Annotated in this window: 14 protein-coding genes; 8 read left to right on the top strand and 6 right to left on the bottom strand. The window is 66.4% G+C overall.

All coding sequences use genetic code 11. The features are described 5' to 3' along the window. Nucleotides 1–5 precede the first annotated feature (5 nt). Complete coding sequence (locus ACVWW6_RS25560) at nt 6–764, bottom strand: M15 family metallopeptidase (RefSeq protein WP_039185230.1); 759 nt, start codon at nt 762–764, stop codon at nt 6–8. A gap of 203 nt (nt 765–967) precedes the next feature. On the opposite strand from ACVWW6_RS25560, the gene ACVWW6_RS25555 reads away from it, so the two are divergent. The 4 genes from ACVWW6_RS25555 to ACVWW6_RS25540 all read left to right on the top strand — a co-directional run bounded on the left by ACVWW6_RS25555 (nt 968) and on the right by ACVWW6_RS25540 (nt 5,347). Then, nucleotides 968–1,915: an aspartate carbamoyltransferase catalytic subunit gene (locus tag ACVWW6_RS25555; protein WP_011087859.1), complete on the top strand. Its 948-nt coding sequence runs from the start codon at nt 968–970 to the stop codon at nt 1,913–1,915. Nucleotides 1,916–1,920: 5 nt separating this feature from the next. After that, the gene (locus tag ACVWW6_RS25550; RefSeq protein ID WP_028171586.1) at nt 1,921–3,222 is read left to right on the top strand and encodes a dihydroorotase; all 1,302 of its coding nucleotides are present in this window, start codon (nt 1,921–1,923) and stop codon (nt 3,220–3,222) included. 104 nt (nt 3,223–3,326) lie between these two features. Then, complete coding sequence (gene plsY / locus ACVWW6_RS25545) at nt 3,327–3,923, top strand: glycerol-3-phosphate 1-O-acyltransferase PlsY (protein ID WP_028171585.1); 597 nt, start codon at nt 3,327–3,329, stop codon at nt 3,921–3,923. A gap of 212 nt (nt 3,924–4,135) precedes the next feature. Next, nucleotides 4,136–5,347 carry a patatin-like phospholipase family protein gene (locus ACVWW6_RS25540; RefSeq protein ID WP_456681563.1) on the top strand — a complete coding sequence of 404 codons (1,212 nt, stop codon included), beginning with the start codon at nt 4,136–4,138 and terminating at the stop codon, nt 5,345–5,347. Here the strand turns inward: ACVWW6_RS25540 and ACVWW6_RS25535 are convergent. Beyond that, nucleotides 5,339–6,583 (bottom strand): amidase, encoded by a 1,245-nt coding sequence (locus ACVWW6_RS25535; protein WP_456681562.1) that lies wholly within the window; start codon nt 6,581–6,583, stop codon nt 5,339–5,341. The two genes, ACVWW6_RS25540 and ACVWW6_RS25535, sit on opposite strands and share 9 nt — an antisense overlap. Nucleotides 6,584–6,673: 90 nt before the next feature. Between ACVWW6_RS25535 and dprA the strand changes: the two genes are divergently transcribed. Then, complete coding sequence (dprA, locus tag ACVWW6_RS25530; protein WP_456681561.1) at nt 6,674–7,816, top strand: DNA-processing protein DprA; 1,143 nt, start codon at nt 6,674–6,676, stop codon at nt 7,814–7,816. On the opposite strand, the gene ACVWW6_RS25525 is transcribed toward dprA, so the two are convergent. Further along, complete coding sequence (locus ACVWW6_RS25525) at nt 7,813–8,235, bottom strand: winged helix-turn-helix transcriptional regulator (RefSeq protein ID WP_161534669.1); 423 nt, start codon at nt 8,233–8,235, stop codon at nt 7,813–7,815. The two genes, dprA and ACVWW6_RS25525, sit on opposite strands and share 4 nt — an antisense overlap. An 83-nt stretch (nt 8,236–8,318) precedes the next feature. Between ACVWW6_RS25525 and ACVWW6_RS25520 the strand changes: the two genes are divergently transcribed. After that, nucleotides 8,319–8,927 (top strand): FMN-dependent NADH-azoreductase, encoded by a 609-nt coding sequence (locus ACVWW6_RS25520; RefSeq protein WP_011087866.1) that lies wholly within the window; start codon nt 8,319–8,321, stop codon nt 8,925–8,927. 61 nt (nt 8,928–8,988) lie between these two features. Here the strand turns inward: ACVWW6_RS25520 and ACVWW6_RS25515 are convergent, their stop codons facing one another. Together ACVWW6_RS25515 and ACVWW6_RS25510 are read right to left on the bottom strand one after the other, a co-directional pair. Then, nucleotides 8,989–9,171: a hypothetical protein gene (locus ACVWW6_RS25515; protein WP_011087867.1), complete on the bottom strand. Its 183-nt coding sequence runs from the start codon at nt 9,169–9,171 to the stop codon at nt 8,989–8,991. A 176-nt stretch (nt 9,172–9,347) separates the two neighbouring features. Continuing rightward, a complete protein-coding gene (locus ACVWW6_RS25510; RefSeq protein WP_456681560.1) occupies nt 9,348–10,121 on the bottom strand; it encodes an SDR family oxidoreductase in 774 nt (257 codons plus the stop codon). A gap of 121 nt (nt 10,122–10,242) precedes the next feature. Between ACVWW6_RS25510 and ACVWW6_RS25505 the strand changes: the two genes are divergently transcribed. Continuing rightward, nucleotides 10,243–10,713, top strand: coding sequence for a winged helix-turn-helix transcriptional regulator (locus tag ACVWW6_RS25505; protein WP_271554739.1), 471 nt, complete (start codon nt 10,243–10,245; stop codon nt 10,711–10,713). A 161-nt stretch (nt 10,714–10,874) separates the two neighbouring features. Here ACVWW6_RS25505 and ACVWW6_RS25500 read toward each other — a convergent pair whose 3' ends face one another. Then, a complete protein-coding gene (locus ACVWW6_RS25500; protein ID WP_028171576.1) occupies nt 10,875–11,114 on the bottom strand; it encodes a hypothetical protein in 240 nt (79 codons plus the stop codon). 228 nt (nt 11,115–11,342) lie between these two features. Here ACVWW6_RS25500 and topA point away from each other — a divergent pair, with 228 nt between their 5' ends. Then, the gene (topA, locus tag ACVWW6_RS25495) at nt 11,343–14,099 is read left to right on the top strand and encodes a type I DNA topoisomerase (protein ID WP_456681559.1); all 2,757 of its coding nucleotides are present in this window, start codon (nt 11,343–11,345) and stop codon (nt 14,097–14,099) included. Nucleotides 14,100–14,103 lie beyond the last annotated feature (4 nt).

Here is a 14,103-nt window from a genome sequence, read left to right as displayed (position 1 = left end):
CGGAATCAGTTCCGCCGCGGCTGGATCGGGAAATCATAGGCCGCCCCGCCTGCCCCCGGCAGCGAAAAATGCCACCACTCCTTCGAATAGTTCACAAAGCCTTGCTTGGCCATCGCAGCCACCAGCCGCTTGCGCCAGGCGCGCTGGTCCGGCGTGATCGACGGTGCTGCGGTATGGCCCTTCGTATCCGTGCAGTCGTAGCCGGTGCCCATGTCCACGCTGCCCTCCGGCGGCCGCGCCTCGACCGACGCCGTGCAGTCGGCATAGGTTTTCGACGGGTCGTATTTGCCGGAATTGTCGGCCTTGAGATCGACCAAGGTGAGATCGAGCGCCGCCCCCGTCGAATGCTGCGAGCGGCTCGCGATGTAGCCGAGGCGAAACAGCTCGGTCTTGGCAATCCTGGGATTGTAGCGGCGCTCGGCGGCGGTCTCGCGGCCGTTCTGCGACCACGCGACCATATCGAGCGAGGCCCGCGCCGGCCGGTAGCAGTCGAACATCTTGAGCGACAGGTTCTGTGCGGCGAGGTCCTGCTGGACCGCCTTCAACCGCAGCCCCACCTCCCGCTTCACCACGCACTCGCCGGCGCCGTAGCCGGCGAGCGGACGGCCGACGAAATTGTTCGATGTGGCGTAGCGGATGTCCTGGATGATGCCGGGATCGATGTCGCGCAAATAGACGAAGCCGCCGGGGAGCGATTGGGCGTGGGCGGACGAGATTGAAGCGATCGCTAAAAGTGCGATCAAAATTGATTTGGCTGAGCGCATCCAAACTTCCCTGTCATTCCGGGGCGATGCGACAGGACCGCGAAGCGCGGCCTGGAGCATCGAACCCGGAATCTCGAGATTCCGGGTCTGGCGCTTGCGCGCCATCCCGGAATGACGGTGTACCAGACTCCTCAGGGGATAACTCCCCGCCCCGGCATTGGCCCTTGCCCCCCCAGCCATCCCCGCCTATAGCTCTCGTTTTAATGACATCGAAATCGACCTTCGTCCTCGGCCACCGGCATTTGCTGGGCATCGAGGGCCTTTCCGCGGCCGACATCACCGGCCTCCTCGACCTGTCCGAAGAATATGTCGAGCTCAACCGCCAGGTTGACAAGAAGCGCACCGTCCTGCGTGGACGGACGCAGGTGAACCTCTTCTTCGAGGCCTCCACCCGGACCCAATCCTCGTTCGAGCTCGCCGGCAAACGGCTTGGCGCCGACGTGATGAACATGTCGGTGTCTTCCTCGTCCATCAAGAAGGGCGAGACGCTGGTCGACACCGCGATGACGCTCAACGCCATGCACCCGGATATCCTGGTGGTCCGGCATCACGCGTCCGGCGCGGTGGAACTGCTGGCCCGCAAGGTTGACGGTTCCGTGATCAATGCCGGCGACGGCGCGCACGAGCATCCGACGCAAGCGCTGCTCGACGCCCTGACCATCCGCCGCAACAAGGGCCGGATCGAGGGCCTCGTCGTCGCGATCTGCGGCGACGTGCTGCATTCGCGTGTGGCCCGTTCCAACATCATCCTGCTCAACACCATGGGTGCCCGCGTCCGCGTCGTCGGCCCCTCCACGCTGCTGCCGCCCGGCATCGAGCGGATGGGCGTCGAGGTTGCGCGCGACATGCGCGAGGGGCTCAACGGCGCCGACATCGTCATGATGCTGCGGCTCCAGCGCGAGCGCATGAACGGCTCCTTCGTGCCGTCGACCTCCGAATATTTCAACTATTTCGGGCTGGACCAGAAAAAGCTTGGCTATGCTAAGCCGGACGCTCTCGTCATGCATCCCGGCCCGATGAACCGCGGCGTCGAGATCGACACCGCGGTCGCCGACGGCGCGCAATCGCTGATCCGCGAACAGGTCGAGATGGGCGTGGCGGTGCGCATGGCCGTGCTCGAAGCGCTCGCCCGCAACTTGCCGAACGCGTGATGCTCATGCTGACTGACCGCCGTCCCATCCTGCTCGCCAACGCCCGCGTCGTCGATCCCTCAAGGGATTTCGACGGCCCCGGCGATGTCCTGATTGCCGACGGCATCATCCGCGAGACCCGCCGCGGCATCGGCGCTGCCGGCGTCCCCGAGGGCACCGACGTCGTCAACTGCGCCGGCAAGATCGTGGCCCCGGGCCTGATCGACATGAAAGCTTTCGTCGGCGAGCCCGGCTTCAGCCATCGCGAGACCTTTGCGTCCGCGAGCCAGGCAGCCGCGACCGGCGGCATCACCACCATCATCTGCCAGCCCGATACGGAGCCCGTCATCGACAATTCGGCGACGGTGGACTTCGTGATGCGCCGCGCCCGCGACACCGCGATCGTCAACATCCAGCCGATGGCGGCGCTGACCAAGGGGATGCGCGGCGAGGAGATGACCGAGTTCGGCCTGTTGAAGGCCGCCGGCGCCATCGCTTTCAGCGACGGCGACAGGAGCGTCACCAACGCCCAGGTGATGCGCCGGGCCCTGACCTACGCGCGCGATTTCGACGCGCTGATCGTGCATCACACCGAAGATCCCGATCTCGTCGGCGAAGGCGTGATGAACGAGGGCGAGTTCGCCTCGCGGCTCGGCCTGATGGGCATTCCGAACGCAGCGGAAGCCGTGATGCTGGAACGCGACATGCGCCTCGTCGCGCTGACCGGTGGCCGCTATCACGCCGCCTCGCTGTCCTGCATCGACTCGCTCGACATCCTCAAGCGCGCCCGCGACGCCGGGCTCGCCGTCAGCGCCTCGGTCTCGATCAACCATCTTGCGCTGAACGAGAACGATATCGGGCCCTACCGGTCGTTCCTGAAGCTGTCGCCGCCGCTGCGCACCGAGGACGACCGCCGCGCGCTGGTCGCAGCCGTCGCCTCCGGCCTCATCGACGTCATCATGTCCGACCACAATCCGCAGGACGTCGAGGTCAAGCGCCTGCCGTTCGCGGAAGCAGCTCCCGGCGCCGTGGGGCTCGAGACCATGCTGCCCGCCGGCCTGCGGCTGATGCACAATGGCGAGCTGGACCTGAAGACGCTGATCCAGGCGATGTCGACCCGGCCGGCCGAAATCCTGGGCCTGCCCGGCGGAACCCTGCGCGCAGGCAGCCCGGCGGATGTGATCGTGATCGACCCCGACGTCCCCTGGGTGGTCGATCCCGCCGAGCTCAAATCGCCCTGCAAGAACACCCCGTTCGACGAAGCCCGCTTTACAGGCCGCGTGGTGCGCACCATTGTCGGTGGACGGACGGTCTTCGAGCATGTCTAGGGTGACGGTTTTGGGTGTCGCCCTGCACCGCGACAGCGGATCGGGACAGGATCATGCGTGGCGTCGCAGTTCAGCATGGCGATGCGGTCAAGGGATTTGCAGCCATGGGTCTTGAAGCATTTTTGCCGGTGGCGCTCGTCATCGGCTACCTCCTCGGCTCGATTCCGTTCGGGCTGGTCCTGACCAGGCTCGCCGGCACGCAAGATATCCGCTCGATCGGCTCCGGCAGCATCGGCGCCACCAACGTGCTGCGCACCGGACGCAAGAGCCTTGCTGCGGGCACCCTCTTGCTCGATGCGCTGAAGGGCACCGTGGCGGTCGTGATCGCCGGCTACATCGCCGGCCCCAATGCTGCGATGGTGGCAGGCCTCGGCGCCTTCCTCGGCCATCTCTTCCCGGTCTGGCTCAAATTCAAGGGCGGCAAGGGTGTTGCGGTCTATATCGGCATCCTGCTCGGCCTGTTCTGGCCGGCCGCGGTGGTGTTCTGCCTGCTCTGGTTGGCGACCGCCTTCACCACGCGCTATTCCTCGCTCTCGGCGCTGGTGGCCTCCTTCATCACGCCGATGTTCCTGTGGTGGTTCGGCCACCTCGCTTTGTCCGCGCTGTTCGCCGTGCTGACGCTGCTGCTGTTCTACGCGCATCGCGAGAACATCAAGCGGCTGCAATCGGGCAAGGAAAGCCGGATCGGCGAGAAGGCCTAGAGCGTTTTCGACCGAATTGGATTCCGGTTCGCGTCAGGAAAACGCGTCAAAACAAAATCCAACGCCGGGAAAAAGTACGGATACCGCCGCGCTCCTTCCGCATTATACGCCAAATCCTGTTCGCAACTCGCAAGCCAGTCGTGGCCAGAGTGGCGAACGAGTTCCATGCCTGTCATCCTGACAGCGCAAAAGGCGTTACGCGGTTGCTCAGAATGAGCGAGAAGATTGTCGGCGCGCATATCGACGGTGGTTCGCAAGGTGCGGCACGCACTGCGGCGAGCCGACTGCTGTCCATGACGGACATCTGGTCCGATGCGCCCTCGCCGCCTCCTGTCCCCCAGCCGGCTCCCGTTGCACCGCCACCTGCGCCCGCCCCCGTGGCACAAATTGCCGCGCCCATCGAGGCCGTGACCGCGGCTGCACCTGTCGTGCGCGATCAGGTCCGCCCCGATCAATGGCCACCGCGAAGACTCTCGCTGGCGCTTCAGGGCGGCGGCACCTTTGCCGCCTTCACCTGGGGCGTGCTGGAGCGGCTCCTGGAAGAGCCCGATATCGAGATCGACACCATCAGCGGCGCCAGCGCCGGCGCAGTCAATGCGCTGCTGCTCGCTTGCGGCCTCGCCGAGGGCGGCCGCGAAGCGGCGCGCGCGCGGCTGAACCGGTTCTGGGTCCGCCTGATGCACGAGGCCTCGTTCCGCTCGCTGATGCTGGTCGGCGGCTTTTCGCCCGTGGGAAGCTCGGTCGCGTTCGGGCCGACGCTGCGCTCCGGCCAGTTCGATCCGTTCGATCTCGATCCGCTGCGGCAGGCGCTGTCGCGCGACATCAATTTCGCGGCGCTGCGCGCGGCGAGGTCGCCAAGGCTCCTGATCGCGGCGACGCGGATCCGCGACGGGCAGCAGCAGATCTTTCGCAACGACGCCATCACGACCGACGTGGCGCTGGCCTCGACCTGCCCGCCTTTGGTCCACTGCGCCGTCGAGATCGAGGGCGAAGCCTATTGGGACGGCGGCTTCGGCGGCAATCCGCCATTGCTGAAGCTGGCGCAGGAGACGGCGGCGACGGACATGCTGCTGGTCCAGCTCACCCCGTCCCGCGACAGCTACGTGCCGATCACGCTCGCCGCCATCGACCGCCGGCTCGACCAGATCACCGCAAACGCCGCGCTCAATGCCGAGGTTGCGGCGATCGCATGGGCGCAATCGCACGCCGCATCCTCGCTGCGGCTGTCCAGGATCGCGGCGGAAGACTCCGTTGAAGGCCTGGCGCAGCGTAGCTCGGCCGATCTCGGCCGCGGCTTCATCCGCCTGTTGCACCGGAGCGGCCGCGAGGCGGCCGAGCGATGGCTCGGGCAAGGTGCGATGATCAGTGCAGCTCCGCCTGCATCCGACCAGCGCACCCCTTCCGCAGAACCCGCGCTAGCCTGATTTCGCCAGCGCATCCTCCAGGAACCACGCCGTCGCAAGCGCATGTGCGTCGTTGCCGAAGCGCGCGATCACCTGCACGCCGATCGGCAGGCCACCGACCTTCAGCACCGGCACATTGACGCAAGGATTGCCCATCAGCGTCCAGAGCCGGTTGTAGCGGGGGTCGCCGGTGCTCGCGAGCGCCTTGGCCGGCGCGGTCCCCGGCGCCGAATAGGTCAGGAGCACGTCGACGCCCTCGAACAATTCGCCGAGCTCGCGGCGGCCGCGGCGGCCGATCCGGCGCGCCTCGTCATATTCTTTCGGCGTCAGCCCGACCGTCGCATCGAGACTGGCGCGCAGCATCGGCGCGATCTCGTCGTGATGCTCGGAAAACTCCCAGGCGAGCGCGCGATGCGCCTCGAAATCCTGGATGATCGGATGGATGCGCCAGGCCTCCTGCACCGCCTCGGGCAGATCGATGGCCTGAACACTGGCCCCGGCCCGCTCGGCGGCCTTGATCGCGGCTTGCAGGCCCTGCTCGGCCGCCGGCTCGACAGCACCCGCGAACTCCTGCCTGACCACGCCGATGCGCGGTGCCTTGGCCGGGACGATGCCGGAGAACTCGCTGCGGCCGCTCATCGCATGCAGCCCGCGCGCGAGATCCTCCGCGCGGGCGCCGAACAGGCCGACCGTGTCGAGCGCCCACGAATAGCACTTCACGCCGACCGTCGGCAGCATGCGGAACGACGGCTTGATCGCGGCCGTCCCGCAATAGGCGGCGGGCCGGATCACCGAGCCGCCGGTCTGGGTGCCCAGCGCCAGCGGGATCATGCCGGCGCCGACGGCCGCCGCCGAGCCCGAGGACGAGCCGCCCGGCGTATGGCCGGTATTGTGCGGATTGAGCGTCGGCGTCGGATCGCGCGAGGCGAACGCCGTGGTCGTGGTCTTGCCGATGATGGTAGCCCCCGCCCGCTTCAGCATCATCACGACAGGCGCGTCCGAACGCGGCTGCCAGCCGCGATAGATCTGCGAGCCCATCTCGGTCGGCATGTTGGCCGTGTCGATGATGTCCTTGATGCCGACGGCGATGCCGCGCAGCGGGCCGGAGGCTTGCGCTCTTGCCGACTTGTCGTGGCGGACGAAGGCATGGACCTCCTTCTCCCGCGCCTCGATCGCCGCGTGCGACTGGGCGATGGCTGCGTCAGGCGACAGCTCGCCCGTTTCGATGCGGCGCTGGAGGTCGGCGAGTGAGATCATGGCAAAACCCTTCTTATTGGGATCGCTTTTAGCATTGCGCCGAGGTCGCGCAAGCGCACACCCCTGTTGCCCACGCCCTCAGGTTGTTCCATGCTGTGCCTGCAAGGAGACGCCGTGGACGCCATCAACCCCAGCGTGGAGCTGACCGAAGCCGAACGGGTCGACCGCCTGCGGCTGATCCGCTCCGACAATGTCGGGCCGCGCACCTTCCGTTCGCTGGTCGATCATTTCGGCAGCGCGCGCGCTGCGCTGGAGCGGCTGCCGGATCTGGCACGCCGCGGCGGCGCGGCGCGGTCGGGGCGCATCTGTAGCGCGGACGAGGCGAAGGCCGAGCTCGCCGCCAGCCGCAAATTCGGCATCGCCTGGCTCGCGCCCGGCGAGGACGGCTATCCCGCGCGTCTTTCGACGCTCGACGACGCCCCGCCACTGCTCGCGGTACGCGGCGACACGACAACCTTGATGCGGCCGATGATCGCGATCGTCGGCTCGCGCAATGCCTCCGGCGCTGGGCTGAAATTTGCTGGTCAGCTCGCGCGTGAGCTTGGCGAAGCCGGCTTCATCATCATCTCGGGGCTGGCCCGCGGCGTCGACCAGGCCGCGCATCGCGCCAGCGTCGAGAGCGGCACGATCGCCGTGCTCGCCGGCGGCCATGACTGCATCTATCCGCCCGAGCACGGCGACCTGCTCGGATCGATCCTCGATCACGCGGGCGCGGCGATCTCCGAGATGCCGCTCGGCCACGAGCCGCGCGCCCGTGACTTCCCCCGCCGCAACCGGCTGATCTCGGGCGCTTCGCTCGGCGTCGTCGTGGTGGAGGCCGCGCACCGCTCGGGCTCGCTGATCACCGCGCGCATGGCGGCCGAACAGGGCCGCGAGGTGTTCGCGGTGCCGGGCTCGCCGCTCGATCCGCGCGCCGCCGGCACCAATGATCTGATCAAGCAGGGCGCAACGCTCGTCACCGAAGCTGCCGACGTCATCAACGCTGTCGCACCGATCATGGAGCGGCCGCTGGTGATTCCTGCGCGCGAGCCCGACAGCGAGCCGTTCGAGAGCGACCCGCAGACGCACGACCGCGACCAGATCGTCAGCCTGCTCGGCCCCGTGCCGATCGGCCTCGACGATCTCGTGCGGATGTCCGGCGCCTCGCCGGCGATCGTGCGCACCGTGCTGCTGGAGCTCGAGCTCGCCGGCCGGCTCGAACGCCACGGCGGCGGATTGGTGTCGCTGCTTTAGTTCTCGCCGCGCTTGTCGAACCGCGTACGTGCGGCCTCGATCTGCGCCAGATGCTCCATCGCCCACTTGCCGAGCGCCTCCACGGGCCGCGACAGGCCGCGGCCGAGATCGGTCAGCTCATAGTCCACGCGCGGCGGAATGGTCGGGAAGATCGTGCGCGTGACGAGGCCGTCGCGCTCGAGGCCACGCAGCGTCAAGGTCAGCATCCGCTGCGAGATGCCGTTGATCATGCGCTTGAGTTCGTTGAAGCGCTTCGGTCCGTCGCCGAGCATCATGATGACGAACACACTCCATTTGTCGCCGACGCGGGACAGCACGGAGGCGACCCCGCGGCAGTCCGCATGGTTGGGATCGGGCCTTGGAACCGACCTTGGCGAAGCAGGCAGATCGATGTGCGCAGGTTTCAAAGATGTGTCCATGGCTCAAAAAAGTGCGTTCTTGCGGGGATTTCGATGGTCACTCATGTAGTGCGGGTTACAAATCTATACCATGGGTGACCTCAATGAAACTCCTCCATATCGACTCCAGCGTGCTCGGCCCCCACTCCGTCAGCCGGCAGGTTTCCGCCGCCATCGTCGACCGTCTCCGCCAGGCGACGCCCTCACTCGAGGTCGTCTATCGCGATCTGACCCAGACCCCGCTCGCCCACCTCTCCGGCTCGCATCTGGCGGCCGCGCAAGGCGCGCCTGCGCCGGCGGAACTCGGACCCGACCTTGCCGCGAGCGCGGCCGTGCTGAACGAGTTCCTCGCTGCCGACGTGGTCGTGATCGGCGCGCCCATGTACAATTTCACCATCCCGAGCCAGCTCAAGGCCTGGATCGACCGCATCCTGGTGGCGGGGAAGACATTTCAATACGGCGCCAATGGACCGCAGGGCCTTGCCGGCGCAAAGCGCGTGATCGTGGCGATCTCGCGCGGCGGCTATTACGGCGCGGACATGCCGACTGCCGCTGGCGAGCATCTCGAAACCTATCTGCGCTGGGTGTTCGGCTTCATCGGCATCACCGATCCCGAGTTCATCTCCGCCGATGGCATCCAGGTCGGGCCGGACCATCGTGAGAAAGCGCTGGCCGGCGCACTTCAGGCGGCCACCAGCCTTCAGGCGGCGTGAGGCTCCCGCCGACCGCAGCAGCCGCTGCCGGATTCCGGCGGCGGCTGACAGATCGCACGGGCTAAAACCAGGCGCCCTGCATGCCCAGGATGACGGCCACGAGCGAAACGAACAGGCCGATGCCGGAGAAAACAGCCACCCCGATGAGCTCCGATTTGTCGGAGCGCCTGGCGGGAATGGCGGAGCGTTCGGTGAAAATGCGCGGTGTTGAAATCGACGAAAAAATACGAGCTGCCTTTGGCATGACGGGCTCCCTGAAAATGAGTCTTATGACCCCCTGCCCGTAAAAGGGTCTTGGCAGCTTGCGGCAAGGTTCAACCTGATCACGCAAGGTTCAGAAAATACATCCCGCGGGACGAGGGAACCGGCCGGCGCAACCGACCTCGTCGCGCCGACCGATTCAATTTGCACTTGATTTGATCAGCCGCGATAGATCGGCGCACCGCTCGGAGCGGCGACTGCGCCGCCATCGACGAAGATCTCCTGGCCTTGAATATGCGCGGAATCATCGGAGGCGAGGAACAGCACCGTCTTCGAGATGTGATCGGGTTCACCAATGCGGCCGAGCGGCGTCGACAGCGCGATGCGCTTCTCGAACGCCTTCTCGGCTTCAGGCGTTGCGATCGCAGCGCCCCAGATCGGCGTGCGGATCGCGCCCGGCGCGACGACGTTGACGCGGATGCCGCGCGGCGACAGCTCCGAGGCCATGATCCGCGCCATCGCCCGCACGCCGGCCTTCGCCGCGCCGTAAGCCGAATAGCCGGGAATGCCGAGCACAGAGATCACCGAGCCGTTGAGGATGATCGAGGCATTGTCGTTGAGATGAGGCAGCGCCGACTGGACCGTGAAGAACACGCCGGTGAGGTTCGTGCTGATCACCTTCTCAAAGACCTCCAGCGTCGCCGCACCGAGCGGCGTGCTGCCGGGAATACCGGCATTTGCGAACACGATGTCGAACTTGCCGAACTTCTCGGCGCCCTGCCTGGTCGCGGCTTCGGTGGCGGCGATGTCGGTGGCATCGGCGACGACCGCAAGCGAGTTCGGGCCGAGCTCCTTCGCGGCAGCCGCCAGCGTCTCCTTGTTGCGCCCGGTGATCACCACCTTGGCACCCTCGGCCACGAACAGCTTTGCAGTCGCAAGGCCGATGCCGCCGTTGCCGCCCGTAATCAATGCCGTCTTGTTCTTCAGTCTCACGTTCGCCTCCAGTGGTTTCATAATGAAACTACGTTGCCATCTAGGGCATTTGGTTTTATGATGCAACCACACAAGCGCGTGATCGCCTCCGGAATCGGGCGAACGCGAAAGGACCAGGACGATGGTGAAACGAACCAGCTTCGAGGGCGATACCTGCCCGATCGCACGCTCGCTGGAGGCGATCGGCGACTGGTGGTCGCTCTTGATTATCCGCGAGGCGCTGTTCGGCCTGCGCCGCTTCGGCGAGTTTCAGAGCAAGCTCGGCATGGCGAAGAACATTCTGGCCGTACGGCTGCGCGCGCTGGTCGATCACGACATTCTGGAGACCGCCCCCGCCTCCGACGGCAGCGCCTATTCTGAATACGTGCTGACGCCGAAGGGCCGCGGCACCTTCCCGATCCTGGTCGCGCTGCGGCAATGGAGCGAGGAATTCGACGACCACCCCGAGCAGATCGCGACCATCCTGGTCGATCGCGAGAAAGGCCGCCCGGTGCGCAAGCTGGAGCTGCGCGCGGAGGACGGGCGCCTGCTCAGCCAGGCGGATACGACAGTGAAGCCGCGACCGGCGCTGCGGCGGCGCGCAACAGGATGACATCGCGTACGATCTCTCCTCATGGTCGTCCCGGCGAAGGCCGGGACCCATAACCACAGGGAGCGGTTAGGCGAAGACTCGTGGTTCGGAATTGGCCCCCCGCTCAGATCGATAGACCTCGCGGTATGGGTCCCGGCCTTCGCCGGGACGACATGAGAACCTCACGACAGCTTGCGCTTGGTGCGCAGCCGCAGATGCTCGTCGGCCTCCAGCTGCGTCATGCCTAAGAGATAATGCAGCACGTCGAGCCTGTGGCGCTCGGCGAGCTTGCGCAACACCGCCACCTGCTCGGCGATGAAGGCAACCGCCTCATCGGCCCCGCCTTCCCCCGGTTCCTCGTGGCGCGAGCCTTCCCGCGCGCCTGATGCGGCGCGCGCCCGTTTCTTTCCTGGCCTAGTCACCAGACCCCACCCCGAATCCATGCCCCACGGGAACATTACGCCCACATCGACCGCAACTCCAAGGTGGTATTTTGCAACTTTCTCGATATGAAACTTTTCCCATCGCGGCGGCTTTCTACACCCCTCGATTTGACAGCGACGGCCTCACCACCCATGTTCGGTTCGAAACGGCCGACCCGAATCTCGTCGAATTCGGCCTAGAATTTCCCCATAAGTTACTGGAACTACATGAATATCGTCATTGTGGAGTCGCCGGCGAAAGCCAAGACGATCAACAAGTATTTGGGCTCGTCCTATGAGGTTCTGGCCTCGTTCGGCCATGTCCGCGACCTCCCGGCGAAGAACGGTTCCGTCGATCCGGACGCCAATTTCAAGATGATCTGGGAGGTCGACCCCAAGGCGGCCGGCCGGCTCAACGATATCGCCAAGTCTCTGAAGAACGCCGACCGCCTGATTCTCGCCACCGACCCTGATCGCGAGGGCGAGGCCATCTCCTGGCACGTGCTGGAGGTGTTGAAGGAAAAGCGCGCTCTCAAGGATCAGAAGATCGAGCGCGTGGTGTTCAACGCCATCACCAAGCAGGCCGTCACCGACGCGATGAAGCATCCGCGCCAGATCGACGGCGCGCTGGTCGACGCCTATATGGCGCGCCGCGCGCTGGACTATCTGGTCGGCTTCACCCTCTCCCCCGTGCTGTGGCGCAAGCTGCCGGGCGCCCGCTCGGCCGGCCGCGTGCAGTCGGTGGCGCTGCGCCTCGTCTGCGACCGCGAGCTCGAGATCGAGAAGTTCGTCGCCCGCGAATACTGGTCGCTGGTCGCGACCCTGCTCACCCCGCGCGGCGATGCGTTCGAGGCGCGTCTCGTCGGCGCCGACGGCAAGAAGATCCAGCGCCTCGACATCGGCACCGGCGCGGAAGCCGAAGACTTCAAGAAGGCGCTGGAAGCCGCCGCCTACGCGGTCACCGCGGTCGATGCAAAGCCCGCCCGACGCAATCCGCAGGCCCCCTTCACCACCTCCACGCTGCAGCAGGAAGCCAGCCGCAAATACGGCTTTGCGCCCGCGCACACGATGCGCATCGCCCAGCGCCTCTATGAAGGCATCGACATCGGCGGCGAGACCACCGGACTCATTACTTATATGCGTACCGACGGCGTGCAGATCGATCCGTCCGCGATCACCCAGGCGCGCAAGGTGATCGGCGAGGATTACGGCAACGCCTACGTGCCGGAGGCCCCGCGCCAGTACCAGGCCAAGGCCAAGAACGCCCAGGAAGCGCACGAAGCGATCCGCCCGACCGACATGTCCCGCCGCCCGGACAGCATGAGCCGCAGGCTCGATTCCGATCAGGCGCGGCTCTACGAGCTGATCTGGAAGCGCACCATCGCGAGCCAGATGGAAGCGGCCGAGCTCGAGCGCACCACCGTCGACATCACGGCGAAGGCCGGCGGCCGTACGCTGGAGCTGCGCGCCACCGGCCAGGTCGTCAAGTTCGACGGCTTCCTCGCGCTCTACCAGGAAGGCCGCGACGACGAGGAAGACGAGGATTCCCGCCGCCTGCCCGCGATGAGCGCCGGCGACGGCCTGAAGCGGCAGTCGCTCGCCGTCACCCAGCACTTCACCGAGCCGCCGCCGCGCTTCTCCGAGGCCTCGCTGGTCAAGCGCATGGAGGAGCTCGGCATCGGCCGGCCCTCGACCTATGCCTCGATCCTCCAGGTCCTGAAGGACCGCGGCTACGTCAAGCTGGAGAAGAAGCGCCTGCACGGCGAGGACAAGGGCCGCGTCGTGGTCGCGTTCCTCGAAAGCTTCTTCAGCCGCTACGTCGAATACGACTTCACCGCCAACCTGGAAGAGCAGCTCGATCGCATCTCCAACAACGAGATCTCCTGGCAGCAGGTGCTGAAGGATTTCTGGAGCGGCTTCATCGGCGCCGTCGACGAGATCAAGGATTTGCGCGTGGCGCAGGTGCTTGACGTGCTCGACGACATGCTCGGACAGCACATCTATCCGCCCCGCGCCGACGGCGGCGACATCAGGCAGTGCCCGAGCTGCGGCAACGGCCGGCTCAATCTCAAGGCCGGCAAGTTCGGCGCCTTCGTCGGCTGCTCGAACTATCCGGAGTGCCGCTACACCCGTCAGCTCGCCGCCGACAGCGAGGCGACGGCCGACCGTTCGCTCGGCCAGGATCCCGACACCGGTCGCGACGTCTGGGTCAAGGCTGGCCGCTTCGGCCCGTACATCCAGCTCGGCGAGCAGAAGGATTATGAGGAAGGCGAGAAGCCGAAGCGCGCGGGCATCCCGAAGGGCACCTCGCCCGGCGACGTCGAGCTCGAGCTTGCGCTGAAGCTGCTGTCGCTGCCGCGCGAGATCGGCAAGCATCCGGAGACCGGTCAGCCGATCACCGCCGGCCTCGGCCGCTTCGGGCCGTTCGTGAAGCACGAGAAGACCTATGCCAGCCTCGAGGCCGGCGACGAGGTCTTCGACATCGGCCTCAACCGCGCCGTGACGCTGATCGCGGAAAAGGTCGCCAAGGGCCCGAGCCGCCGCTTCGGCGCCGACCCCGGCAAGGCGATCGGCGATCATCCGACGCTCGGCACCGTCACCGTGAAGAGCGGCCGTTACGGCGCCTATGTCACCGCCGGCGGCGTCAACGCGACGATCCCGGCCGAGTTCGAAAAGGACACCGTCACGCTGCCGCAGGCGATCGCGCTGATCGACGAGCGCGCGGCCAAGGGTGGCGGCAAGACCAAGGCGAAGAAGGCGGCGAAGCCGGCCAAGGCCAAGAAGGCTGCGGCGAAGGCCGCCGGCGGCGATGACGCCGCGCCCAAACCCAAGAAACCGGCCGCGAAGAAAGCCGCGGCCAAATCCGAATCCACCAGCAAGGCGCGCGCCGCCGTGTCGTCGACTGCAAAGACGTCGCCGACCAAGGCCGCCGCCACCAAGAATCCTGCAAACACTCCGGCCAAGAAGAGTGCCGGCAAGAATTAGAGGT

It is taken from the genome of Bradyrhizobium sp. USDA 3311, assembly GCF_054062495.1.
This window is presented reverse-complemented; position numbering and strand designations above follow the sequence as displayed.

What these genes read in the sequence shown, in the direction of transcription:
- ACVWW6_RS25560 (WP_039185230.1), bottom strand. Translation starts at nt 764, where the DNA reads ATGCGCTCAGCCAAATCAATTTTGATCGCACTTTTAGCGATCGCTTCA.
- ACVWW6_RS25555 (WP_011087859.1), top strand. Translation starts at nt 968, where the DNA reads ATGACATCGAAATCGACCTTCGTCCTCGGCCACCGGCATTTGCTGGGC.
- ACVWW6_RS25550 (WP_028171586.1), top strand. Translation starts at nt 1,921, where the DNA reads ATGCTGACTGACCGCCGTCCCATCCTGCTCGCCAACGCCCGCGTCGTC.
- plsY (WP_028171585.1), top strand. Translation starts at nt 3,327, where the DNA reads ATGGGTCTTGAAGCATTTTTGCCGGTGGCGCTCGTCATCGGCTACCTC.
- ACVWW6_RS25540 (WP_456681563.1), top strand. Translation starts at nt 4,136, where the DNA reads ATGAGCGAGAAGATTGTCGGCGCGCATATCGACGGTGGTTCGCAAGGT.
- ACVWW6_RS25535 (WP_456681562.1), bottom strand. Translation starts at nt 6,583, where the DNA reads ATGATCTCACTCGCCGACCTCCAGCGCCGCATCGAAACGGGCGAGCTG.
- dprA (WP_456681561.1), top strand. Translation starts at nt 6,674, where the DNA reads ATGCTGTGCCTGCAAGGAGACGCCGTGGACGCCATCAACCCCAGCGTG.
- ACVWW6_RS25525 (WP_161534669.1), bottom strand. Translation starts at nt 8,235, where the DNA reads ATGGACACATCTTTGAAACCTGCGCACATCGATCTGCCTGCTTCGCCA.
- ACVWW6_RS25520 (WP_011087866.1), top strand. Translation starts at nt 8,319, where the DNA reads ATGAAACTCCTCCATATCGACTCCAGCGTGCTCGGCCCCCACTCCGTC.
- ACVWW6_RS25515 (WP_011087867.1), bottom strand. Translation starts at nt 9,171, where the DNA reads ATGCCAAAGGCAGCTCGTATTTTTTCGTCGATTTCAACACCGCGCATT.
- ACVWW6_RS25505 (WP_271554739.1), top strand. Translation starts at nt 10,243, where the DNA reads ATGGTGAAACGAACCAGCTTCGAGGGCGATACCTGCCCGATCGCACGC.
- topA (WP_456681559.1), top strand. Translation starts at nt 11,343, where the DNA reads ATGAATATCGTCATTGTGGAGTCGCCGGCGAAAGCCAAGACGATCAAC.